The organism is Bradyrhizobium sediminis (assembly GCF_018736105.1).
In the GTDB taxonomy this organism is placed as follows: Bacteria; Pseudomonadota; Alphaproteobacteria; order Rhizobiales; family Xanthobacteraceae; genus Bradyrhizobium.
The window spans coordinates 3,337,930-3,359,531 of sequence record NZ_CP076135.1; the positions used below are offsets into that span (position 1 = coordinate 3,337,930).

The window sequence follows — 21,602 nt, forward strand, 5'->3', positions numbered from 1 at the left end:
GGCGCAATGCCCGATCTTTAGCGGTGTTGGTCACCATGTGCGATGGCTGATCGCAACCCGTGACCGGTCCGAATTGGCGATGGCGTCAACCGAAATCACCCTCGAATCGCTGCCGTCTGTGAACCAGATTCCGGCTTCGGATTGGGATGCCTGCGCCAATCCGGCCTGCGGTCCGGACAGCCTCAATGGACTCGACACGCTGGCTTCACGCGATACCACAAGCGAGTCCGGCACCGCTTTAAGGCACCCCTATAACCCATTCATTTCACACGCCTTTTTCAAGGCCTTGGAGGAATCCGGCTCGGCCTGCGCGCGGACCGGCTGGGGTCCGCGTCACCTCGTCGCCAAGCTCAACGGCAGCATCGCCGGCATCGTGCCCTGCTATCTGAAATCGCACTCGCAGGGCGAATACGTGTTCGACCGCGGCTGGGCCGATGCCTATGAACGCGCCGGCGGCCGTTATTATCCGAAGCTGCAGGCCTCGGTTCCGTTCACGCCCGCGGCGGGACCGCGCCTGTTGATCCGCGACGGCGTCGATCGCGAGCGGATCGGCACCGCGCTCGCGAGCGGCCTGATCGCGCTGTGCAAGGCGACCAACGCCTCGTCGGTCCACGTCACCTTTGCGCGCGAAGCGGAGTGGAAGTTCCTGGCCGAATACGGCTTCCTGCAGCGGACCGACCAGCAATTCCACTGGCACAATCAGGGCTACCGCTGCTTCGATGATTTCCTCGCCACCCTGAACTCGCGACACCGCAAGGCCATCAAGCGCGAACGCCGCGAGGCGTTGTCCGCCGAGGGCATCACGATCCACGCATTGACCGGCAACGACATCACCGAAGACGCCTGGGACGCGTTCTTCGACTTCTACATGGAGACCGGTTCGCGTAAGTGGGGCCGCCCCTATCTCACCCGCGCGTTCTATTCGCTGATCGGCGAAGGCATGGCCGAAGACGTGCTGCTGGTGATGGCCAGACGCAATGGCCGCTGGATCGCAGGCGCCATCAACTTCATCGGCTCCGATACCCTGTTCGGCCGCCACTGGGGCGCGATCGAACACCATCCGTTCCTGCATTTCGAGGTCTGCTATTATCAGGCGATCGACTTTGCGATTGCCCGCGGCCTGAAAACGGTCGAGGCCGGCGCGCAGGGCGAGCACAAGATCGCGCGCGGATACCTGCCGCAGACCACCTACTCCGCGCACTACATCGCCGACCCCGGCCTCGCCCGCGCCATCGACGAATATCTGCGGCGCGAACGCGCCTATGTCGCCGAGGCCGCGCGCGAACTCACCGAGGCCGGGCCATTCCGCAAGGCCGCCGAAGAGGCGCCTTGACGATCGACATCATGAAGTGCGATCAGGATTCGATATCAGGAGACTGCCATGCCCGCCTACGACGCCAACAACATCTTCGCGAAAATCCTGCGCGGCGAGTTTCCCTGCCACAAGGTGTATGAGGACGACCACGTACTGGCCTTTCTCGACATCATGCCGCGTGCGCCCGGCCACACGCTGGTGATTCCGAAGGCCCCTGCCCGCAACATCCTCGACATCAAGCCCGAGGATTACGCCCATGTCGCGCGCGGCACCCACAGGATTGCCGCAGCGGCGATGATCGCCTTCAAGGCCGACGGCATCACCGTGCAGCAGTTCAACGAAGCCGCCGGCGGACAGGTGGTGTTTCATTTGCACATGCACGTGATGCCCCGCCACAACGGCGTCGCGCTGCTGCCGCCGGCCAGCCGACGGGAAGACGCCAAGGTGCTGGAAGACAATGCGACCAAGCTGATCGCGGCGCTAAAGGGCGGGTAGTCACTCCGCCTCGAAATCCCCGGGGTGCGGCTGCGCCAGCGGGGTGAATTCGCAGCGGTCGGGTTTGATATCCAAAAGCGGCGTCTCGTCGAGGCAATCGAGGCCGCGCACCAGCACCACATTGCCTTCGACGCCGACCAGCTTGACGATCGAGGTGCCGATCGGATTGGGGCGCACCGGCGAGCGCAGCGAGAACGCGCCTCGCGTATTCCTGTTGTTCTTCGGGCTCTGCAGCACCAGATCGCGGCGCGACTGGTGCAGCCAGTAGATCACCTCGAGATTTGAGTAGAAGTCGACGCCCTTCAGCGCCGGCACCCACGGCTCGAAAATCTCCAGCCGGCACACCGGACCGTCCTGGCGGCCCTGCCGCGGCGTCATATCGCGCGAGGTCCAGGGCGTGCGGATGCGGCCGATGAAGTAGAGCGTAGCGTTGCTCGCTTTGGGCAGATCGACCGCGAGCTCTCCCTCGCGAACTTCAGTCTTTGTAACCATGTCGCCAGTCCAGTGAGATGATGCATTGTGAGCTGCCGGACAGTATCAGCCCAGCCCCCATTTGCCAGCCAGCATCACGATTTCGCCGCAGACCACGCCGGCAAAAATCGACCGCTGCGTCAGCATGAAGGCGGCAAATCCGGCGGCCACCGCGCCATAGCGCAACCAGTCCGGCACGCTGGCCAGCGCGCCCGGCGGCAGCACCAGGATCTGCGCGATGACGCCGGCCAGGATCGCGGTCGCCACCGCCCTCACCCAGACCAGCAGCTCGGAGCCCTCGTCGACGCCGCCGCCGAACCAGAGTCCGAGCATCCGCCAAGCCTCATTGGGCAGGAAGCCCGCGATCACGAGCACCAATAGCGCATGCCAATCGCCGATGAAGGTGCTCATTGGCGTTCCCGCCACCAGTGAACGCCATAGGCAATGGTGCCGGCCGAAACGCCGCTGATCAGTATGTCGACGCCGGTGTGCAGCAGGGATACCAGCGGAAACAGCGCTAGTCCCAGCACCAGCGCCAGGATATCGGAGAGTTGCCGGCAGTTGCGCGCGGTCGACAGCAGGAAGGCCAGCGGCGTCAGCAGCAGGATCGCGGCGGCGAACAGTTGCGGCAGGTTGGCGGCAAGCCCGTAGCCGAGCGTGGTGGCGACAAGGCATACCGTGCACAGCCCGATGCCGAGCCCATGCGTAAACGCGATGCGCCGCTCGCGCGGCACCTTCGGAAACAGCCGGAAGCATTCGACCCACAGGGTGACCGCGATGAAATGCGTTGCCAGCACCAGATGCCGCCGTTTTGTCGTCGGCGTGCGCATCATCGGCAGCACCGAGACCACCATCGGGAACAGCCGGATCGCGCTGACGGTCACGGCGATGGCCGCCTGCACCACGGTGGCCCCCGAACCCAGCGTCGAGATCAGGATGATCTGCGCCGGCCCCGCCCAGACCAAGGCCGTGCTCGCCAACACCCAACCCAGGCTGAAATGGGTGTCATGCGCCAGCGCGCCGATGCCGAGATAGGTCGCAAACAACACCAGCGTCAGCACCGTCGAAGCAACCGAGCGCACGCCCCACGCGAACGCCCGCACGGGACTTTGCCAACTCGGGGAGACGAGCGGAGGAAGGGCCAAGGGCAGCCTGCCAGTTTGAGTCGCGCGCGCATAACGCTGACGAAAGGGGCTTGCGTCAAGGAAGCCCGACCTCAGGGCTGGCATGCAGCCGCCGGTTCAACCCCTGCCCCTCATGTTCCTCAATACAAAACACGCCCCACCCGCCCTGCGGATGCGATTGCAGAGTTCGTCGGCGGCGGGCCGCGTGTCGGCGCCGATCCGCACCTGGTAGAATGTGCGGGTGCCGCGGCTGCGGAAGGTCGATCCCAGGAGGCTCGGGTCCTGGTCGCCGATCACGGCGCTCAATCGCTTCATCGCGCGGGCATACATCGAAAGCGCCCGGTCGCGGTTGAAGCCGGCGGCGAGCTGCACGCCCCAGAGTTTTGCCGCGCCGAGTTTCACATGCTGCTCAAGCTCGGTGACGAAGGGATTGGGCGCGCGCTTGAGCAGCGCCGTCAACTCGCGGCAAGAGGCGTTCGGGGCACGATCCGGCAACTTGTCTTTCGTGCCGGGCCTCGCCCACGCATCGACCGTCGCGCCGGTGATGGCCGAGACGTAATTGCGCGTCTCCTGCGGCATCATGCCGGAGCCGGCCAGCCACTCCTGCACCCGCCGCGGGCCGGCATTGTAGGCAGCCGCGGCAAGCCCGAGATTGCCGAATTGCCCGCGCAATTCGCGCAGGAATTCAGCGGATTTCGGCAGCGCCTGCACGGGATCGAAGGGATCGAGCAGCCGCCGCTCACTGGCGGTTCCCGGCATGAATTGCGCGATGCCCTGCGCGCGCTGGCCGTTGCGCGTGACCGGTCCGACCGCATCGGATTGAAACCGGCTCTCCTGCCAGATCACGCGGGCAAAGAATTCGAGCGGCAGGTCGTTGGCCCTCGCCGCCGATTCGATCATCAGGCACATCGCCTCGCTTGTGTCGCTTTCCCGCGTGTTGTCCGCTGGCTTCTGGGCCCTGCCCTTATCCTCATCTCTTGTGGCGGGTCCCTCGGCGCCCGGCTTTGCCGCTTCGCTGCCGGCAGCCGCATCCTCGGCCGTCGCCCGCGCCACGGGCTGCAGCAGCGCCACTATCACAATGCAAAGCACGTGTCGCAGGGCAGTGACTGTTCGCATGATAGCTCTATTCATCGCAGGCCGAGCCTGACACGGGGAACCCACCATCCAGCTATCGAGCTGCAGCTATCCGCAAGAATGATGGCGCCGGCGCGGCTGCGGCGCGAATTCGACGCGCAGGAGGAAATCGCGCGCGGATTGCCCGAAGCGGCGGCCTGATCCCGCCGCGCTGATTTACCTTAAGAACAGCAATCCAGAGTTCACCGTTCCCACGCTCGACAACCGCGGGTATATGATTGGCAATTCGTTAATCGGAGGCTGCGGACATGATCGAACAACGCCAAACCCAGCGCTCGCGTGTGATTTACAACGGCGTGGTCGCCTTCAACGAGCGGCGCTCCACGATCGAGTGCATCGTCCGTAATTTTTCCGACGACGGCGCCAAGATCGAGTTCAAAATCCGGCGCTGCTGCCGGAGGAGATCGATCTGTTCATTCCGAAGAAGAACCGCACGTTTCGCGCGAAGATGGTCTGGGCCAATTCCAACCTGGCCGGTCTGACGTTCCGCCCGGTATCGCGCAACGAACCGATTGGCCTCGATATGGCGCGGCGGTTGCGGCGGTGCGAGTCCGAGCGGCGCGAATTGCAGAGCCGGATCGCTCAACTCTTGTCCGAGCATTGAATGGCGCGGCCCTCGATGCGGCGAAGCATGCAAACGTTCCGGGCTTTCCTTGCGGCCGAGGGCGGCGGCACCGGACTCGAATTTGTCATTATCGCAGCCGGCGTCGGACTGGCGCTTTCCGCGACCCTCTATGTGGTCGGGGGCGGCGTCGCCGGGAAGTACGAAGCCGTCGCCGCGGCCCTGAAACGCCAGAACAACTAGACCGGCTGCACCGAGGGCGTCTCGCGAAGCGGCCGGCTTTGCGGGATGCGGACCGATCTGCCCATCGTCAGTTTACGTTAACGCCGCATAGTGCCGGGCGCGGGCTTTCGCGCGCGGCGAACCCCGGTAAAGTCCTCCCTCCATATTGGGAGATTATCCGATGCCGGAACGACGCCAAAGCAGACGCGACAAGGTCATCTATGGCGGCGTCGCCGGGATCGGCGACAATGGCGCGGCCACGGATTGCGTCGTCCGCAACATCTCCGAAAAAGGCGCTCATCTCGAGTTCAGCAATGTCGTCAAGCTGCCCAAGCAGCAGATGTCGCTGAAGATCGCGCGAAAAGGCCGTTCCTTCCTCGCCAAAGTCGTCTGGTGGCGCGACAATTTCGTCGGCGTGGCCTTCCGCGACGAAGCCCCCGTCGAACTGCCGGTCTCCGACCTCGAGGAGCGCTTGCGCAAGAGCGAGCAGAAGAAGCGCCAGTTGCAGCGCCGCATCAAGGAGCTGATCGGCGAAGACTGAAACACCCGCGCGACGCGCGCTCGATCCATCAAAAAAGCCGGCGGTCTTGCGACACGCCGGCTTTCCAAATTCGCGGTATCGGCCGCTCAGACCTTGACCAGCGGACCTCGCGAGGCCGGGCCTTTCGAGCCGCCGCCGGGACCGCCCGGTTTCGGCTTGCGCGGGACGTTGCGCTTGCGCGTGCCCGGCAGCTTTTCCGGTTTCGGCGTCACCGGGCCCTCGACGAATTCGAACCCGATCTTCTCGGCGCCGGCTTCCGCACTCGCCTCGTCCTTGACCAGCACGACGCGAACATGGCCGCCGCCCTTGAGCTTGCCGAACAGCACCTCGTCCGCCAGCGGCTTCTTGATGTGCTCCTGGATCACCCGCGCCATCGGCCGCGCGCCCATCTGCTCGTCGTAGCCGTGCTGGATCAGCCAGGCTTTGGCCGGATCCGACAGCTCGATGGTGACGTCGCGGTCGGCGAGCTGTGCCTCGAGCTGCAGCACGAACTTCTCGACCACCATGCCGATCACATCGGGATTGAGATGCGCGAACGAGACGATGGCGTCGAGCCGGTTGCGGAACTCGGGCGCGAACTGGCGATTGATCGCTTCGTGATCGTCGCCCTCCCGCTTGTTGCGCGTGAATCCGAACGCCTGACGCGCCAGATCGGCGGCGCCGGCATTGGTGGTCATGATCAGGATCACGTTGCGGAAATTGACCTGCTTGCCGTTGTGGTCGGTGAGCCGGCCGTGGTCCATGATCTGCAGCAGCACGTTGTAGAGATCCGGATGCGCCTTCTCGATTTCGTCGAGCAGCACCACGCAATGCGGATGCTGATCGACGCCGTCGGTGAGCAGACCACCCTGGTCGAAGCCGACATAGCCCGGAGGCGCGCCGATCAGGCGCGACACCGTATGCCGCTCCATATATTCGGACATGTCGAAGCGGATCAGTTCGACGCCGAGCGAGGCCGCGAGCTGCTTTGCCACTTCGGTCTTGCCGACGCCGGTGGGACCCGAGAACAGATAGGAACCGATCGGCTTTTCCGGCTCGCGCAGGCCGGCGCGCGACAGCTTGATCGCAGCGGCCAGCGCCTCGATCGCCTTGTCCTGGCCGAACACCACACGCTTCAGCGTCTGTTCCAGATGCTTCAACACCTCGGCGTCGTCCTTCGACACGCTCTTGGGCGGAATCCGCGCCATGGTCGCGATCGTGGTCTCGATTTCCTTGATGCCGATGGTCTTCTTGCGCTTGTTCTCGGCGACCAGCATCTGCGCCGCACCCGACTCGTCGATCACGTCGATCGCCTTGTCCGGCAGCTTGCGGTCGTGAATGTAGCGCGACGACAGCTGCACCGCGGCCTCGATCGCCTCGTTGGTGTATTTCAGCCGGTGATAGTCCTCGAAATAGGGCTTCAAACCCTTGAGGATCGCAATCGCGTCTTCCACCGTCGGCTCGTTGACGTCGATCTTCTGGAACCGGCGCACCAGCGCGCGGTCCTTCTCGAAGTGCTGGCGGTATTCCTTGTAGGTGGTCGAGCCCATGCAGCGGATGGTGCCCGAAGCCAGCGCCGGCTTTAGCAGATTGGACGCGTCCATCGCGCCGCCGGAGGTGGCCCCAGCCCCGATCACGGTGTGGATTTCGTCGATGAACAGGATCGCGTTGGGATGCGCCTCGAGCTCCTTCAGGACCTGTTTCAGCCGCTCCTCGAAATCGCCGCGATAGCGGGTGCCCGCCAGCAGCGTGCCCATGTCGAGCGAGAACACCGTGGCCGCCGCCAATACCTCGGGCACTTCGCTGTCGACGATGCGCTTCGCCAGTCCTTCCGCGATCGCGGTCTTGCCGACGCCGGCTTCGCCCACGAACAGCGGATTGTTCTTCTGGCGCCGGCACAGCACCTGGATGGCGCGGTTGATCTCGGAATTGCGGCCGATCACCGGATCGATCTTGCCGTCGCGCGCCTTCTTGTTGAGGTTCACACAGTAAGTATCGAGCGCCTCGCCCTTCTTCTTGGAATCCTCATTGCCCTTGGTCTCGGTTTCCTCGTCGACGCCGCGTACCGGGCGCGCCTCCGAGACTCCGGGCCGCTTGGCGATGCCGTGGCTGATGTAATTGACCGCGTCGTAACGGGTCATGTCCTGCTCCTGCAGGAAATAAGCGGCATGACTCTCGCGCTCGGCGAAGATTGCGATCAGCACATTGGCGCCGGTCACTTCCTCGCGGCCGGACGACTGCACATGGATCACCGCGCGCTGGATCACGCGTTGAAAGCCCGCCGTCGGCTTGGCATCGTCGGCGCCGTCGGTTACCAGATTTTCGAATTCAGTCTCGAGATAGTTGACCAAGCTGGTGCGCAGCTTGTCGAGATCGACGCCGCAGGCACGCATGACGGCTGCCGCATCGCTATCATCGATCAGCGACAGCAAAAGATGTTCCAGCGTCGCATATTGATGGTGACGCTCGTTTGCGATCGCGAGCGCACGATGCAGGGATTGTTCCAGGCTCTGAGAAAAAGTTGGCATTCGCGTCCTCTATGGCCCCCGCCATCATGATCGCCGTTGCCCGGTCAGGCAACAACAACCTTTGTCATATAGTTACGCACGATCATGGCGAAAGGCCGGTTCCGCAAGAGCGGTTTTTGCTCCGGATGGATGCGGCACTTTTGCCCCGAAACCGGCTCCTGCGAACTGCAGACGCCGGCCCGCCCCCAGCACGATGCAAAACCCGTTCCCATTTTGGCGGGTTTGGGCGCGACGCTACTTCTTTTCCATTACGCATTGCAGGGGGTGCTGGTGCTTGCGCGCAAAATCCATCACCTGCGTCACCTTGGTCTCGGCGATTTCGTAGGTGAACACCCCGCACTCCCCGATTCCATGGTGATGGACGTGGAGCATGATCTTGGTCGCCGCTTCGACGTCCTTCTGGAAGAACTTCTCGAGGACGTGAACGACGAACTCCATCGGCGTGTAGTCGTCGTTCAATATCAGCACGCGATAGAGATTCGGGCGCTTGGTCTTCGGCTTGACCTTGGCGATGACGGACGTGGCGGGGCCACCGGTCCCCCCGGTATTGCTCTCATCATTGCCCATTCGGGGAGCAGATGCGGCGACAGCGGGCGCGGCGGCGGAGTCAAATCTGGAATTCAATTGCAGCATGGCACAGGCGTTCGAAATCCCCACGGGAAACCAGGCAGCGACCGGAGACGGCCTCGCTTGATGTCCCCTTCCGGAGCCATCGAACGGGTTCCCAGACACTTTCCAATCGCCGCTCCCGGACGGCTCGGCCCCACCAGCTGGGTCGATAGCTCCAAATATGGGTCCGGCTTCGGCTCGCCGCAAGCACGCAGATTTCAGCCAAATGCGAGCAGCGGCGGACCGATTCCCTGGGCCCGGCGATCCCTCAAGGTTAATCAATTCTGCCGGATTTGACAAAGCCAGGCTGGTGGCCGTTTAGCGGACATTGAGGATAGCAAATGCTTCCGTCGGCCGATTCGGGCCTATCCGGGGATTGAGCCGGATTTCACCGGACGGATTCACCACCTGTTTAGCCGCCCGAACCGAAATGGCCGCGCAACCCCCATTTCGGTGACAATCATGCCCGCTACATCCATTGCCAGCCAGGTTCGCGGAGCGGCCCGCCGCTTCGCCGCCGCCAACCAGGGCAATATCGCGGTGATCTTCGCCATCGCGCTCGTGCCCATCATCAGCTTCATCGGCGCGGCGATCGACTATACCCGCGCCAATGCTGCGCGCTCCTCGATGCAGGCCGCGCTCGACTCGACCGCCCTGATGCTCTCGAAGGACCTGTCCGAAGGGCTCATCGACCAATCCCTGATCAATGCCAAGGCTCAGGCCTATTTCGCCGCGCTCTACACCAATACCGACGCCAATTCCGTTTCGATCAATGCGGTCTACACGCCCAGCACCAGCATGGGCTCCACCGTCCAGGTCAACGGCTCCGGCGCGATCACGACCCAGTTCATGAAGGTCGCCGGCTTTCCGACCATGAGCTTCAACACCTCTTCCACGTCGGCCTGGGGCAACGTTCGGATGCGGGTGGCGATGGCGCTCGACGTTACCGGATCGATGGCGTGGGACGGCAAGATGCCGGCGCTGCAGCAGGCGGCCAAAGCCCTGATCGATCAATTGAGCGGGCTCGCCAAGACTCCCGGCGACATCTACATTTCGATCGTTCCCTTCGCCAAAGACGTCAACATGGGCGCCAGCTACTACAACGAGCCCTGGATCAACTGGACCGACTGGGACGCCGTCAACGGCAAGTGCAGCAACACGACATACAAGAAGCAAAGCACCTGCGTGGCGAACGGCAAGAACTGGACGCCGGCGAACCACAACACCTGGAGCGGTTGCCTCACCGACCGCGACCAGAATTACGACACGATGAATACGACGCCGACCTCGGCCACTCCGTCGACGCTGTTCCCGGCCGAACAATATTCATACTGCAAGTCGACCAGTAACCCCTATCTGCAAACGATCATGCCGCTGAGCTACAACTGGACCCAGCTGAAAACGTCGATCGACGGCCTGGAGCCGACCGGCAATACCAACCAGGGCATCGGCCTGGCATGGGCATGGATGACGCTGGGTGCTGGAGCGCCGTTCAATGCGCCCGCCAAAGACCCGAACTACACCTACAAGGACGCCATCATCCTGTTGTCCGACGGTTTGAACACGCAGAATCGCTGGTACAGCAATGCGTCCCAGATCGACGCCCGCCAGAAGATCCTGTGCGACAACGCCAAGGCCGCCGGCATCACGATCTACACGGTCCACGTCAATACCGGCTCACCGCCCGACCCGGTCTCCGCGGTGCTGCAATACTGCGCCAGCACGACCGACAAGTTCTTCCTGGTGACCTCGGCCAGCCAGACCGTATCGGTCTTCAACTCGATCGGGACCTCGCTGTCGAAACTGCGCGTCGCGAAATAAGTCTTCGCCGATCCGAACAAGAAAAAGCCCGGCCAACGCGGCCGGGCTTTTTGATTCCTGAAAGGTCAGCGGCGCTTAGTGCGTGGCCGCCGGGGTGAACTTCGAAACCAGTCCTTCGAACGGCTTGAAGGTCTGCTTGGCAAGATCGGTATAGAGCCCGGCGATCTTCTGCGACTCGGCCACGAAGGTCTCGTAGGCGGACTTCGCGAATTCGGTCTGCACTTCGATCGCCTTGTCCAGCGACTTCACGCCGGAAAGCTTCTCGACCATCGACTTGGTATCCTCGAACGACTTCTTGGTGTAATCGCCATAGGCGCTGGCGATCGCCTGAATGCCGTTCTGCAGGGTGGTCGCGGAGGCAACGACCGTCTCGAACTGCTCTTTGCCGTACTGCTGAATGTCTTCAACTTTGACCATGATGGAGTCCTTCCCAGACTGATGTGTGATGAACCGGTCGATCTGCCGGGAGGTCCCCGGCTCCCTGACGCCCTATGTATAGTGCACCGCACAATAAAGTCAAGAATCTTTGTGCAACGCACAAATAGGGGAAATTTGCCACGAACACCTGGGGATTAAGCAACGGTTGCTTAATCTTTTGGAAACTCAGCCCGCCTAACCTGATTCCCGGAGTTGTTCGCGTTCCGGACAGCAACCTGAAAAATTATTTGTGAACAGCGTCTTAGCCAGAACGGCGGCCTGACCGGCCATTCCGGCAAAAATGCAGGTCGGGACAAGGACTTCGAGCAGGGAAACGTTGCCGGCCGTTGGGCATAATTTGGCCTCACGAACCGGTGATCAAGACGGAAATTGGGACGGGGAAGTTTATGCTTCGCACAACCTGGGCTTCCTCGCGTATTTTGCGAGTTTGCATACTCGGTCTGGCCACCGTCACCACTGCGGTCATTTTCACCACCGACGCCGCCGATGCCCGCCGCTATCGACGGCACCATGTGCGCCACCATGAGGCGCGGCAAAGCTACAGCCCGGCTTTCGCTTCGATCATCGTCGACGCCAATTCCGGCGCGACGCTGACAGCCAACAATCCCGACGCCAGCCGGCATCCCGCCTCACTCACCAAGATCATGACGCTCTATATGCTGTTCGAGCGCCTCGAAGCCGGCAAGCTGAAGCTCGATTCCGAAATGGAAGTTTCCGAGCACGCCTCCGAGCAGGCGCCGACCAAACTCGGCCTGCGCCCGGGTCAAACCATCAGGGTCGAAGACGCCATCAAGGGACTGGTGACACGCTCCGCCAACGACGCGGCCGTCGTGATCGCGGAAGCCATCGCCGGCGACGAAGACGATTTCGCCCAGTTGATGACGCGCAAGGCGCGCGCGCTCGGCATGACGAAGACGGTGTATCGCAACGCCTCCGGCCTGCCCAACGACGCGCAGATCACCACAGCGCGCGATCAGGCGACCTTGGGCCGCGCCATCCAGGACCGCTTTCCGCGCTATTACCGCTATTTCGCCACCGCATCGTTCAACTATCGCGGCCATTCGATCCGCAACCACAATCGCCTGCTCGGCAACGTCGAGGGCGTCGACGGGATCAAGACCGGATACACCCGCGCCTCGGGCTTCAACCTCGTGACCTCGATGCGCCGCGGCAACCGTCACCTCGTTGGCGTGGTGCTCGGAGGCCGCAGCGGCGGTTCGCGTGACGCCATCATGCGCAATTTGCTTGCTGAAAATCTCGAAAAGGCTTCAACCAAGCGCACCGTTGCCGCGATCGCCGAGCGCAACGCCTCGGGCGCCAATGCGGATGTGGCCGAGGCCGTCGAGCGGCCGACCCCGATGGTGCCGCCCCAGGCTGCCGTCCAGGTTACCGCCGCGCTGTCGGAGCCCGCCGCAACGCCTACCACCCGTTCGATCGCGCCGGCTTCAAAGCCGTCCATCTTCGCCGCCGCTGCCGCAGCCGTGCCGCCGCGCGCCAAGGCCGAGCCCGCGCCTTTGACCAACGGCGTCATTCAAACCCAGCAGATCGCCGCGATCCCCGGCTCGTCCGAGCCGATGAAGCCGGTCCGGGTCAAGACGGTCCAGGTCAAGGCCGGAGCGATCAAACTGGCCTCCGCCGGTCCGGCGCAGCCGGCAACCCCGGTCACCAATGCGATCCCACCGGCGCGCGTGGAAGTCCCGGAGACCTCCGGCGCGGTGGTCGCCAAAGCCGAAACCGGCAAGGTCGAGGTCGCCAAGACCCAGGTCGCCAGGACCGAAATCGTCAAACCCGAAATGCCGCCGCAGCCGGCCAACCACGGCACCGGAAACGGAATCCTCGGCGTGTTGCCGGCCGCGAGCGCCCCGCCCGCCCCCGCCTCGCAGGCGATGGCCTATGCCGAGCCGGCGCCCCGCGCGCAGCCGCAGACCGTTCAGCAGAACGCCGCCATCAGGCCGGCCGCCGCCCACACCGGATGGATCGTTCAGGTCGGTGCGCTGGAAAGCGAAAGCGAAGCGCGCGCGCGTATCGAAGCCGCCCGCGGCCAGGCCCGCGGCCTGTTGGCCAAGGCCGAGCCGTTCACCGAGCCGGTGGTCGCCAAGGGTGACCGGAAGCTGTACCGGGCCCGCTTTGCCGGCCTCGACCGCGACCAGGCCGAAGCGGTATGCCGGACCCTGAAGCGCTCCGACATCTCCTGCATCACCGTACGCAACTGATCCCTCACCTCGTTTGAGGTCGCGATGCCGGCGCCGCGCGCCGGCATTTTCGTATTTGGCGGGATCGCACGGCAAATCCTGCGCTTGCAAACTTCTCGTCAAGAATTTGCGGTTAATACTAAATGACCAAAGATCGACCACGCCGGACAACGGCGGGCGGCAACGGGGCGTTGGACGGAGAAGACCAGAAGCGACTCTCGGCTTGTAGCGTTTGGTGCGTTGCCCGGAGTTAGCTTAGATGCGTGCGAAGCAAAGTATCCTTGGCCTCGTTTACACGGGCGGCGAGGTACGTAGACCCCCCCTGGTCGGGATGCAGTTTCTTCATGAGCGCGCGATGCGCCCTTCCGATCTCGCTGCGCCCCGCCCCCGGCTGCAGGCCAAGGATCTGGTAGGCCTCCTCGTCCGTCATTTTGCCGCTCGGCGCCGGGCGGCTCTGCCCCCCTGCCGCGTGTCCCTGCGTGTCCTGACGCCAGGCGGGAAACCGGCGGTCCAGATAGCTTTCGAATAGCGCGACGCTCTCGGCATCGAAGCCTGAAATCATCGCCGTCAGCTGCGGCAGATCGAATTCGTCCAGCGAATGGCCGGCGTGAGGCCCGGCCACAATCCGGCCCGTCAGCTCGCCGCTGTCGTGATCGAGCGTCATGTCGAGGTATTGCGAACGGACCCGCGAGGTCTGCCCGGCGGAGCGTTTCGCGCCGGCGCCGAAGATCCCGCCGATATTGCCGAAACCCGAGGGCCCGAACGGCGACCAGCCGAGCAGCCCGGCGCCGAAGATGCCAAGCGGGATCGCCACGGCCAGTTCACCCTTGAGGCCGGTAAAGGCGGCCACCGCAAGCGCCACGATGCCGCCGCCGATCTTGATGGCGCGGGCCAAAATAACCGGGTTGGCCGCACGAAACATCTGCAGCAGCGAATAGAGCAGGATAACGGCGACGACGCCGGCGATCAGGGTTGGCATCCGTCCAATATAGTGGGGTCAGCGACAAAAAGCATGCCGGGTATCCGCCGCTTCGCTCCGGAAGCGGGGAAACCCGATCACTTCATCTGGCCGAGCAGTTTGGCCGCACCGCTGCCGGTCTTCGACAGCCGCAGCAGCGCCTCGCGTCCACCGGCGGCGTAGGCCGCCGCGGCGCGCAGCAACTCGCGCAGTTGCGCGGCGGCGCCAGGATCGAACCTGCACCACGCGCCGCCGGTCAGCCGCGCGATCTCGCGGAACGCCTGCTCGGCGACGGTGTCGTGCCCTTCCTGGAACATGAAGACCGGCACCTTGAGCAGCCCGAGTTCGCCGGCCTTGGCGCAGAGATCGTCGACCCCTTCCTCCATGGCATCGCCGACGAACACTACCGCGCGCACCCCGGAGGAAACCGCCTCCCGCCGCGCTTCCGACAGCACCTTGCCGATCTGGGTGTTACCGCCGCGGCAATCGATCTTGCCCATCAGCTTCGCCAGTTGCGCGCTGTCGGAGATCCAGCCGGTGGCCCGGCACTCGTTGAGGCCGCGATAGTAGACGAGGCGGATATCGAGGCTGCCGAGCGAGGCCGCCTCGCGAAACATGTCGGCCTGCAGTGCGCAAGCCATGTCCCATGTCGGCTGCCGGCTCATGGTGGCGTCGAGCGCGAATACCAGCCGGCCCCGCGCGCCGGCCGCATGCGGCGACATCGCGCGGGCCTTGGCGACGAAGGCGGCGATATCTTCCGAAGCCGATGGCCTCGCCTCGGGCAGCGGACCGGCCTTGCCGGACGCAGCCTTCTGCGATGCGAATACCTCGCCTGCGGATTTCGGTTTGGTGGGTTCGCCTGACATCAGCACTCGCAAATTGCAGCGAGCCTTATGTGGGCCGGGATCGGCGGGCGGTCAATGCGCCGCCATCGCGCCGGCCTGCGGCAGGTTACGTCGAACTACGCCTTCCGGATTCTGGCGACGATCAGTTCGCCACCGGCCGCGACGATTTTTGCGCCGGAGTCAGCTGCGAGACCGGACCGGGCTGGCCGATCTTCGGCGCCTTGGTATCGACCGGTCCGAGTTCGCTGTCGGTCTCGCTCAGGAACTTGTCGAGCATGCTCTGGATCGAGGCCTTCGCCGTGTCCGGACCGGTGTCGCGCATATCGTTGTGCTGGAAGCCGGTGTCCACGACGGTGATACCCGACTTCTCGCACTGTTCGGCATCGGGAACGACGCCGGGGTCCGGCTTGAACTGGGTATCCTTCGAGCGGAACGACAGGATCTTGAACTTGCCTTCGGTGACGAAGGGCACGCGCAGATTGTCGAGCGTCACGACCTTCTTGACATGGTCGGGATGCTCCTTGGCGAAAAGCATCGAGATGTCGCCGCCCAGCGAATGTCCGACCATCGTCACCTTGGCGTAGTCGGCGTTGGGCTGAAGCTTCTTCATTTCCGCGAGGGCAAAATGGATATTGTCGACGCCCCGCTGCATTTGCGGCAACCGGCCGACATAGAGCTCGCCGGGCTTGGTCACCATCGGCGGGTCGCCCGGCAGATCGTGCTGCGGGCTGAGCGCGATATAGCCGCGCGCGGCAAACACGTTGGCCAGGAATGAATACTCGGTGTTCTTGACGGTGTTGCCGTGGTTGAGGACCGCCACCGGCAGCGTGATCATGCCGGCATCGGCCTGCATTTCCTTGTCGTACCTCACGGCGATATGGACCGGAACCGGACGGTTGCCCCGCGCCGGATCGAGGAACGTCACCGTCTCGTGACGGATCGCCCATTTGCTTGCGGTGAAGTAACCGACCGCAACCAACACGCAAAGTGAAAGTAGAACTGCAATTCCACGTTTCATGTTCGTCCTCAGGCTCCCCATCGAATGGGACTATCTTAATGGTCGGGACTCTCTCGGCCGTTGTCCATGATATATGTCACGCCGACGTGACAGGAAGACCAAATGTTGTGAATTTTCCGCCTGAACGTTGTGCGTTGCACCCTGATATTGTGCACCCGCTCAGCCGAAGACGCCAAAATCCGGTCCTCCCTGTTATGACGCGGCCAATCAACGTCCCGTTCAAGTGTAAGTCAAAAACCTATTAAAAACGCGCTGCGCGGTGATCCGTTCCAGCAAGCCGCGCCGTCGCCGGTCGCCCGGTACCGCTCTCACCGCCAAGCCGCTAGAGGTGGCCGACAGCCAGCGGTAGCCGTCCACCGCAAGGTTCAGGCGCCGAGGATGTCGTGGAGCTCCAGCGGCTTGTCGACCTGGGTGAACCATTCGGCCCGGTTGGCGGCCCGGCGCCGGCCGCGTTCGTCGAGCGGCAGCTTCAACTGGCGCAGCAGGCTCGTCACCTCCTCGCGCGCCGTCACGTGGCCGAGACTCGGACGGGTGCCGAGCGTCGCCTCGTCGAGGTCGTCCAGCGCCGTCAGCCCGCGCGGGAAGAATTCGCGGTACACCACGCGCTCGGCAAAGCCATCGATCGAGCGGAAGCCGAGCCGGAACGACAACTCATTGAGACCGTCGGCGACCAATTGCTTGTTGCGCGATCCCAGCATCGACAACCGGTTGCGGACCACGATCCAGTCGGTGGTGGCGCCGTCGAGCTGGCGGCGCTTGCGCCGTGCATCGCGCACCATCTCCGCATAGTGGCTCTCGCCGGTCACGGAATAAGTGGCGGGGTCGACGGTGCCCAGCACATCGAAATCGAGGAAGCTGTCATTGATCGGCGTCACCAGCGTGTCGGCCATCGAATGCGCCAGCCGCATCAGGTAACTGTCCGACCCCGGGGTATCGATCACGATGAAATCGAAGGTGCGCTCGACCGCACTGACGGCGTCCATGAATTGCTGGAATTCGGACGTCTCGTTGTCGGCGATCTGCATGGTCTCGCCGAGCTTGATGCAGCGATGCACGGGGATCTCGAGATCGAGGCCGGTGCGGCGCGCCCAGGCGCTTCGGTTGTTGATGTAGCGAGTGAAGCTTTGCTGGCGGCAGTCCAGATCGATGGTGGCGACGCGCTGGCCGGCTTTCATCAGGGCGACGGCGATGTGCAGGGCCGTGGTGGATTTTCCCGACCCGCCCTTTTCGTTGCCCAGCACAACCACGTGCGCCGAACCCGACTGACCCTGACTAGTCTGCACCAACATGATTCAGCCCCTGTGGATATCTTCAAATTCCGCGCGACTGCGGTCAAGTGAAATGCGCGATGGCACTCCAGGATCACTGACTGTCTGCCTTAATCATGAATCTCATGCCCGGATCGGCGACGTCTGTGATCGGCCGCACGTCCCGTGGTTATCTGAAGGACCGTCCACCCTCCTGCGAGCAGCGATCCGCTTGGCGACCAAGCCCCGTCCTTGGTAAGATCGCGTTCTCCTCCGCAAGGCCGGAAGCCTCGGCCTCCTTACCCCCGACAGATCGAGTCCAGATGTCACGAAACCCCATGATCGTCCGCACGGTCCCCGCGCTGCGTCGCGCCCTCGACGGCATCCGCGCGAAGAAGGCCATCACCGCGCTGGTGCCGACCATGGGAGCGCTCCATGACGGCCATGTGTCGCTGGTCCGGCTGGCGAAACGCCGCGCCAGGAAGGTCATCGTCTCGATCTTCGTTAACCCCACGCAGTTCGCGCCGTCTGAGGATTTCGGCTCGTACCCGCGCACCTGGAAGGCCGACGTCGCCAAGCTTGCCGCCGAAGAAGTCGACCTGATCTGGAATCCGGACGTCAAGACCATGTACCCGGACGGCTTCGCCACCCGGATCGTGCCGGAGGGGCCGGCCATTGCGGGACTCGAAGACCGCTTCCGGCCGCACTTCTTCGGCGGCGTCGCCACGGTCGTCGGCAAATTGTTCACGCAGGTCAGGCCGGACTTCGCGATCTTCGGCGAAAAGGATTTCCAGCAGCTGCGGGTAGTGACGCGGATGGCGCGGGATCTCGACCTCGGCGTCAGGGTGATCGGCTCGCGCACGGTGCGGGAACGCGACGGCCTCGCGATGTCCTCGCGCAACGTCTATCTGTCGCCGGAAGAACGGCTGACGGCGCCGGTGCTGTACCGCGCCATGAAGGAAAGTGCGGCGCGCTTGCGCGCGGGCGACGACCTCGCCGCCGCGATGGCCGGCGGCGCCGCGCTGATCACGACGGCCGGCTTTATCCTCGACTATTTCGAGGCCCGGCACGCCGAAACGCTGGCGCCGGTCGCCTCGGTCAAGGATGGACCGGTGCGAATTCTGGTGGCGGCAAGGCTCGGCAAGACCCGCCTGATCGACAACATCGCGGTTTAGGTGGCCGAGCTTGAGCCTTTTCCGTTCCGATTGAATCGGAACGGAGCTCAATCTTTTTGTTTTGACGCGTTTTCTTCACGCGAACCGGTAGCCACTTCGCTTGAAAGCGCTCTCTAAAGCAGTCCAAGGTCGCGCAGTTCCCTGCGCATCGGCTCGGGCATCGCCGCGACGCTGGCAGCGGTCGCTTTGCCGAGATCGGGCGGCGCGGCATCTTCGGTCAGATAGCGCCAGCCCTGGAATGGACGCATCGGCCGCGGCGACACCGCGATCACCTTCGGCTGCATCACCAGCCGGCAGCGTCCGATGCCGTCCTTGTCGCGGAACGGCCCGACCGCGATGATCTTTTCCCGCGCCGCGATCTCGCCGCGGATCACCCAGTACAGCGAGCCGCCGGCGAGCAATTCCTCGACGCGCTTGGGCGTCATCCGGGTGACGTGAATATGATGGAGCGGCAGGCCTTTTTTCCTGGCCGTCTGCATGCGCTCGGCGACCCAACCCTTGAGTTCCTTGACGGACTCGCAGCCGACCGCGAGCTTGATGAGATGAAGTGGCATGGAAGGAAGTTAGCGGCCGGTGCCTGCTTTTAAAAGCGTCATTCGTTGTCGGCCGCCGCGGGAGCCGCAGGAGCCTGTGCCGCAGGCGCCAACTGGACCGGCGCAGCGCGGGCAGATTTCGGCGCGGGCGGTTTCTTGGCCGCCACCGGCGCCGCCCCGGCAGTCGATGCCGGGCGCGGTGACGGTAGCGGCGCATTGGCCGCCGCTGCGGGCGCGCGCGGCGCCGCCGGCGCGGTACCCGGCTCGGGCGTCATGATGTTGACCGGCGGGGTCGAGGCCGCCGACGGAAAATCGGCGTTGGTGGGTTTGCCGGTCGGCATCGTGGGCGCGAGCGCCGCCACGGGGGCAGCCGCCGCCGCGGGCCCGGGCGCGTTCCATGTCGGCGAATAACGCGCGATCAGGCCGTCATAAGTCCGCTCGTCCATATTGGCCACGATCTGGCGGCGCTCGGTCAGCGCCCGGAAAACTGCGCAGTCCGACGGCGTGCAATGGTCGCGCGCAGTCAGCACATAGGCCATCAGCCCGTAGCGGTCGCGCTCGACCGCGCGGCGCAAGCTTGCGAGTTCCGGCGTCAGGTTCTTGTTTGCGGCGGCGACGTCGCCTGACGCGGTCAGCCGGATGATCTGCGAGGCCGCATAGGCCAGCGCGGCGGCGGCGTTCTCGGCGGAACCGAACAGCGTCTTCTCGCAGGCCGTCAGAACGGCATCGCCCGCCAGATCGTCGATGCACGACAACGCCGGCAGCGCCGTGACCATCGGCGGCGGAGATCGGGTCTCGCCGGATGCGCTGCGGCCGTATTCCCCGGACCCGCGAAGGGTGGCGGCGCTTGCGATGCCGATGGCCAAAAGCGTGATCACCGTCAGCGCGCCGTTGGCGACCGATTTCTCGGCCCGCATCAGCGTGACCAGGGCGATGATCGCGAAAAATCCCGCTGCGGCCAAGGTCAGCCACAACGGAAACGATGGCGATCGCCAGAAGTGATCGAGCGATGTAGCCCAGGCCCAGTTCATGCGCGATGTCCCCTCACGCAGCAACAAATGCATTCAACCAGCGAACGCGAACGATGATTCCTTCGCACTCGGCTTGCGTAGAATGATTCCGCGAACGGGGCCTTTTGACGGCGAGCGAAACGGGAACCGCTGCACCCGGCCTTGCACGCAATTCGGTCAGGAGACGTGGAGCTGGCTTTCCTTGGCCACCCGCTCGAAAGCCTCGGTCGAGCTCTTGATCCGGTACTGGCAGTCGTCGCCATCGGTCGGAAGCAGCTTGATCACTTCATAGGTGCCGCTGGCGGCCGGACGCGCGACATTGCTGGCAGTGAAATAAACGGTCTCTCCAACGGTGAATTTGTGCTTCAACGCCCTCTCCATCACGCAAAAACGTCGGCCATGCCCACGGTCCCCGCTGCAACGGCCGACTGAAAACGCTGTGGCAACATAGCACAGGGGTAAATGCGATGGCCAGTCACATCCGGGCATGGCAAATGCACAGATTATGCAGATTTTTCAGTGAGATAGTTGCCAATTCGCCGGTTCTGGACTAATTTGCGCGACTGCCCTGCCGGAACCGTGCCTCCCTGCAGTTCCCTGCCTCACACCGTCTCGAGCTTCGCGATCAGGAGGGTTTCGGCGAGCCCCGCCTGCGTCCATTCCTGAAACGCCGGCACCGACATCATGGTCTCCATGTAGGCCTTTGCCGCCGGCGCCACCGGGATCGCATAGGTGCGAAAGCGGTGCACCACCGGCGCAAACATGGCGTCCGCGGCGCCGAAAGCTCCGAACAGGAAAGGCCCGGATTTTCCATAGCGCCCGCGGCAATCGATCCAGATCTCCTGGATGCGCGCAACATTGGCGCGTGCGTCGGCCGACAACTCCATGGCGCGGACCGGCCGGTGCAGGTTCATGCCGCATTCGTTGCGCAACGGCATGAAGCCGGAATGCATCTCCGCCGAAATCGAACGCGCATGCGCACGGTGCGCGCGGTCTTCGGGCCACAGCCGTGCTTCCGGGAACCGTTCGGCGACGTATTCGATGATGGACAGCGAATCCCAGACGGTGACGTCGCCGTCGATCAAGGCCGGCACCTTGCCCGAATGGGTGAAACTCAGGATCCGCTCCTTGTCGGCCTTGTCGTCGGTATAGAGCGGAATGAACACTTCTTCGAAGGCGATGCCGTTGGCGCGCAGCGCCAGCCACGGCCGCATCGACCACGACGAATAGTTCTTGTTACCGATCACGAGTTTCAGAGCCATGCGATGATTCCTGTTTGGCGGGCCAGCTTGCCACAGCGCTCGGCGCCACTTCAACCGCAGCGACCGTCGTCGCACCGGTTGCCGCGATGGCACCTCACGTGGCAGCATTCGAGAAACGCGGGG

General features: G+C 63.8%; 23 protein-coding genes. 7 read left to right on the forward strand and 16 right to left on the reverse strand.

Features of this window, described 5'->3' with window-relative positions; translation table 11 throughout:
* Positions 1-79: 79 nt before the first annotated feature.
* Both KMZ68_RS16000 and KMZ68_RS16005 read left to right on the forward strand, forming a co-directional pair.
* A complete protein-coding gene (locus KMZ68_RS16000) occupies positions 80-1,333 on the forward strand; it encodes a GNAT family N-acetyltransferase (protein WP_215612210.1) in 1,254 nt (417 codons plus the stop codon).
* A gap of 48 nt (positions 1,334-1,381) precedes the next feature.
* A complete protein-coding gene (locus KMZ68_RS16005) occupies positions 1,382-1,810 on the forward strand; it encodes an HIT family protein (RefSeq protein WP_215612211.1) in 429 nt (142 codons plus the stop codon).
* On the opposite strand, the gene tsaA is transcribed toward KMZ68_RS16005, so the two are convergent.
* The 5 genes from tsaA to KMZ68_RS16030 all read right to left on the reverse strand — a co-directional run bounded on the left by tsaA (position 1,811) and on the right by KMZ68_RS16030 (position 5,125).
* Positions 1,811-2,302: a tRNA (N6-threonylcarbamoyladenosine(37)-N6)-methyltransferase TrmO gene (tsaA, locus tag KMZ68_RS16010; protein WP_215612212.1), complete on the reverse strand. Its 492-nt coding sequence runs from the start codon at positions 2,300-2,302 to the stop codon at positions 1,811-1,813.
* A 45-nt stretch (positions 2,303-2,347) separates the two neighbouring features.
* The gene (locus tag KMZ68_RS16015) at positions 2,348-2,692 is read right to left on the reverse strand and encodes an AzlD domain-containing protein (RefSeq protein ID WP_215612213.1); all 345 of its coding nucleotides are present in this window, start codon (positions 2,690-2,692) and stop codon (positions 2,348-2,350) included.
* The gene (locus KMZ68_RS16020) at positions 2,689-3,426 is read right to left on the reverse strand and encodes an AzlC family ABC transporter permease (protein WP_215612214.1); all 738 of its coding nucleotides are present in this window, start codon (positions 3,424-3,426) and stop codon (positions 2,689-2,691) included. The genes KMZ68_RS16015 and KMZ68_RS16020 overlap by 4 nt, the downstream gene beginning before the upstream one ends.
* Positions 3,427-3,522: 96 nt before the next feature.
* Complete coding sequence (locus KMZ68_RS16025; protein ID WP_215612215.1) at positions 3,523-4,521, reverse strand: lytic transglycosylase domain-containing protein; 999 nt, start codon at positions 4,519-4,521, stop codon at positions 3,523-3,525.
* 304 nt (positions 4,522-4,825) lie between these two features.
* Positions 4,826-5,125 (reverse strand): hypothetical protein, encoded by a 300-nt coding sequence (locus KMZ68_RS16030; RefSeq protein ID WP_215612216.1) that lies wholly within the window; start codon positions 5,123-5,125, stop codon positions 4,826-4,828.
* A gap of 45 nt (positions 5,126-5,170) precedes the next feature.
* On the opposite strand from KMZ68_RS16030, the gene KMZ68_RS16035 reads away from it, so the two are divergent.
* Together KMZ68_RS16035 and KMZ68_RS16040 are read left to right on the forward strand one after the other, a co-directional pair.
* Positions 5,171-5,344, forward strand: coding sequence for a hypothetical protein (locus tag KMZ68_RS16035; RefSeq protein ID WP_215612217.1), 174 nt, complete (start codon positions 5,171-5,173; stop codon positions 5,342-5,344).
* A 160-nt stretch (positions 5,345-5,504) separates the two neighbouring features.
* Complete coding sequence (locus KMZ68_RS16040) at positions 5,505-5,864, forward strand: PilZ domain-containing protein (protein ID WP_215612218.1); 360 nt, start codon at positions 5,505-5,507, stop codon at positions 5,862-5,864.
* Between the two features lie 86 nt (positions 5,865-5,950).
* Here the strand turns inward: KMZ68_RS16040 and clpA are convergent, their stop codons facing one another.
* Positions 5,951-8,371 carry an ATP-dependent Clp protease ATP-binding subunit ClpA gene (clpA, locus tag KMZ68_RS16045; protein ID WP_215612219.1) on the reverse strand — a complete coding sequence of 807 codons (2,421 nt, stop codon included), beginning with the start codon at positions 8,369-8,371 and terminating at the stop codon, positions 5,951-5,953.
* Positions 8,372-8,605: 234 nt separating this feature from the next.
* Positions 8,606-8,938, reverse strand: a complete 333-nt coding sequence (gene clpS, locus KMZ68_RS16050; RefSeq protein ID WP_215612220.1) for an ATP-dependent Clp protease adapter ClpS — start codon at positions 8,936-8,938, stop codon at positions 8,606-8,608.
* Between the two features lie 504 nt (positions 8,939-9,442).
* Here clpS and KMZ68_RS16055 point away from each other — a divergent pair.
* Positions 9,443-10,801, forward strand: coding sequence for a vWA domain-containing protein (locus KMZ68_RS16055; RefSeq protein ID WP_215612221.1), 1,359 nt, complete (start codon positions 9,443-9,445; stop codon positions 10,799-10,801).
* A 75-nt stretch (positions 10,802-10,876) separates the two neighbouring features.
* On the opposite strand, the gene KMZ68_RS16060 is transcribed toward KMZ68_RS16055, so the two are convergent.
* On the reverse strand, positions 10,877-11,218 hold the full coding sequence (locus tag KMZ68_RS16060; protein ID WP_215612222.1) for a phasin family protein: 342 nt from the start codon (positions 11,216-11,218) through the stop codon (positions 10,877-10,879).
* 407 nt (positions 11,219-11,625) lie between these two features.
* Here KMZ68_RS16060 and KMZ68_RS16065 point away from each other — a divergent pair, with 407 nt between their 5' ends.
* Positions 11,626-13,452 carry a serine hydrolase gene (locus KMZ68_RS16065; RefSeq protein WP_215612223.1) on the forward strand — a complete coding sequence of 609 codons (1,827 nt, stop codon included), beginning with the start codon at positions 11,626-11,628 and terminating at the stop codon, positions 13,450-13,452.
* A 229-nt stretch (positions 13,453-13,681) separates the two neighbouring features.
* Here the strand turns inward: KMZ68_RS16065 and KMZ68_RS16070 are convergent, their stop codons facing one another.
* The 4 genes from KMZ68_RS16070 to KMZ68_RS16085 all read right to left on the reverse strand — a co-directional run bounded on the left by KMZ68_RS16070 (position 13,682) and on the right by KMZ68_RS16085 (position 17,541).
* Complete coding sequence (locus KMZ68_RS16070) at positions 13,682-14,410, reverse strand: DnaJ domain-containing protein (RefSeq protein ID WP_215612224.1); 729 nt, start codon at positions 14,408-14,410, stop codon at positions 13,682-13,684.
* Positions 14,411-14,487: 77 nt separating this feature from the next.
* Positions 14,488-15,255 (reverse strand): VWA domain-containing protein, encoded by a 768-nt coding sequence (locus KMZ68_RS16075; RefSeq protein ID WP_215612225.1) that lies wholly within the window; start codon positions 15,253-15,255, stop codon positions 14,488-14,490.
* 121 nt (positions 15,256-15,376) lie between these two features.
* Positions 15,377-16,252, reverse strand: coding sequence for an alpha/beta fold hydrolase (locus KMZ68_RS16080; protein WP_215612226.1), 876 nt, complete (start codon positions 16,250-16,252; stop codon positions 15,377-15,379).
* Between the two features lie 365 nt (positions 16,253-16,617).
* The gene (locus KMZ68_RS16085) at positions 16,618-17,541 is read right to left on the reverse strand and encodes a division plane positioning ATPase MipZ (protein ID WP_215612227.1); all 924 of its coding nucleotides are present in this window, start codon (positions 17,539-17,541) and stop codon (positions 16,618-16,620) included.
* Between the two features lie 281 nt (positions 17,542-17,822).
* On the opposite strand from KMZ68_RS16085, the gene panC reads away from it, so the two are divergent.
* Positions 17,823-18,674: a pantoate--beta-alanine ligase gene (gene panC, locus KMZ68_RS16090; protein ID WP_215612228.1), complete on the forward strand. Its 852-nt coding sequence runs from the start codon at positions 17,823-17,825 to the stop codon at positions 18,672-18,674.
* A 113-nt stretch (positions 18,675-18,787) separates the two neighbouring features.
* Here panC and KMZ68_RS16095 read toward each other — a convergent pair whose 3' ends face one another.
* The 4 genes from KMZ68_RS16095 to KMZ68_RS16110 all read right to left on the reverse strand — a co-directional run bounded on the left by KMZ68_RS16095 (position 18,788) and on the right by KMZ68_RS16110 (position 21,479).
* Positions 18,788-19,228 carry a DUF1489 family protein gene (locus KMZ68_RS16095; RefSeq protein ID WP_215612229.1) on the reverse strand — a complete coding sequence of 147 codons (441 nt, stop codon included), beginning with the start codon at positions 19,226-19,228 and terminating at the stop codon, positions 18,788-18,790.
* A gap of 38 nt (positions 19,229-19,266) precedes the next feature.
* Positions 19,267-20,238 carry a hypothetical protein gene (locus KMZ68_RS16100; protein WP_215612230.1) on the reverse strand — a complete coding sequence of 324 codons (972 nt, stop codon included), beginning with the start codon at positions 20,236-20,238 and terminating at the stop codon, positions 19,267-19,269.
* Positions 20,239-20,394: 156 nt separating this feature from the next.
* Positions 20,395-20,598: a hypothetical protein gene (locus KMZ68_RS16105; RefSeq protein WP_215612231.1), complete on the reverse strand. Its 204-nt coding sequence runs from the start codon at positions 20,596-20,598 to the stop codon at positions 20,395-20,397.
* Between the two features lie 221 nt (positions 20,599-20,819).
* On the reverse strand, positions 20,820-21,479 hold the full coding sequence (locus tag KMZ68_RS16110) for a glutathione S-transferase family protein (protein ID WP_215612232.1): 660 nt from the start codon (positions 21,477-21,479) through the stop codon (positions 20,820-20,822).
* Between the last annotated feature and the right edge of the window lie 123 nt (positions 21,480-21,602).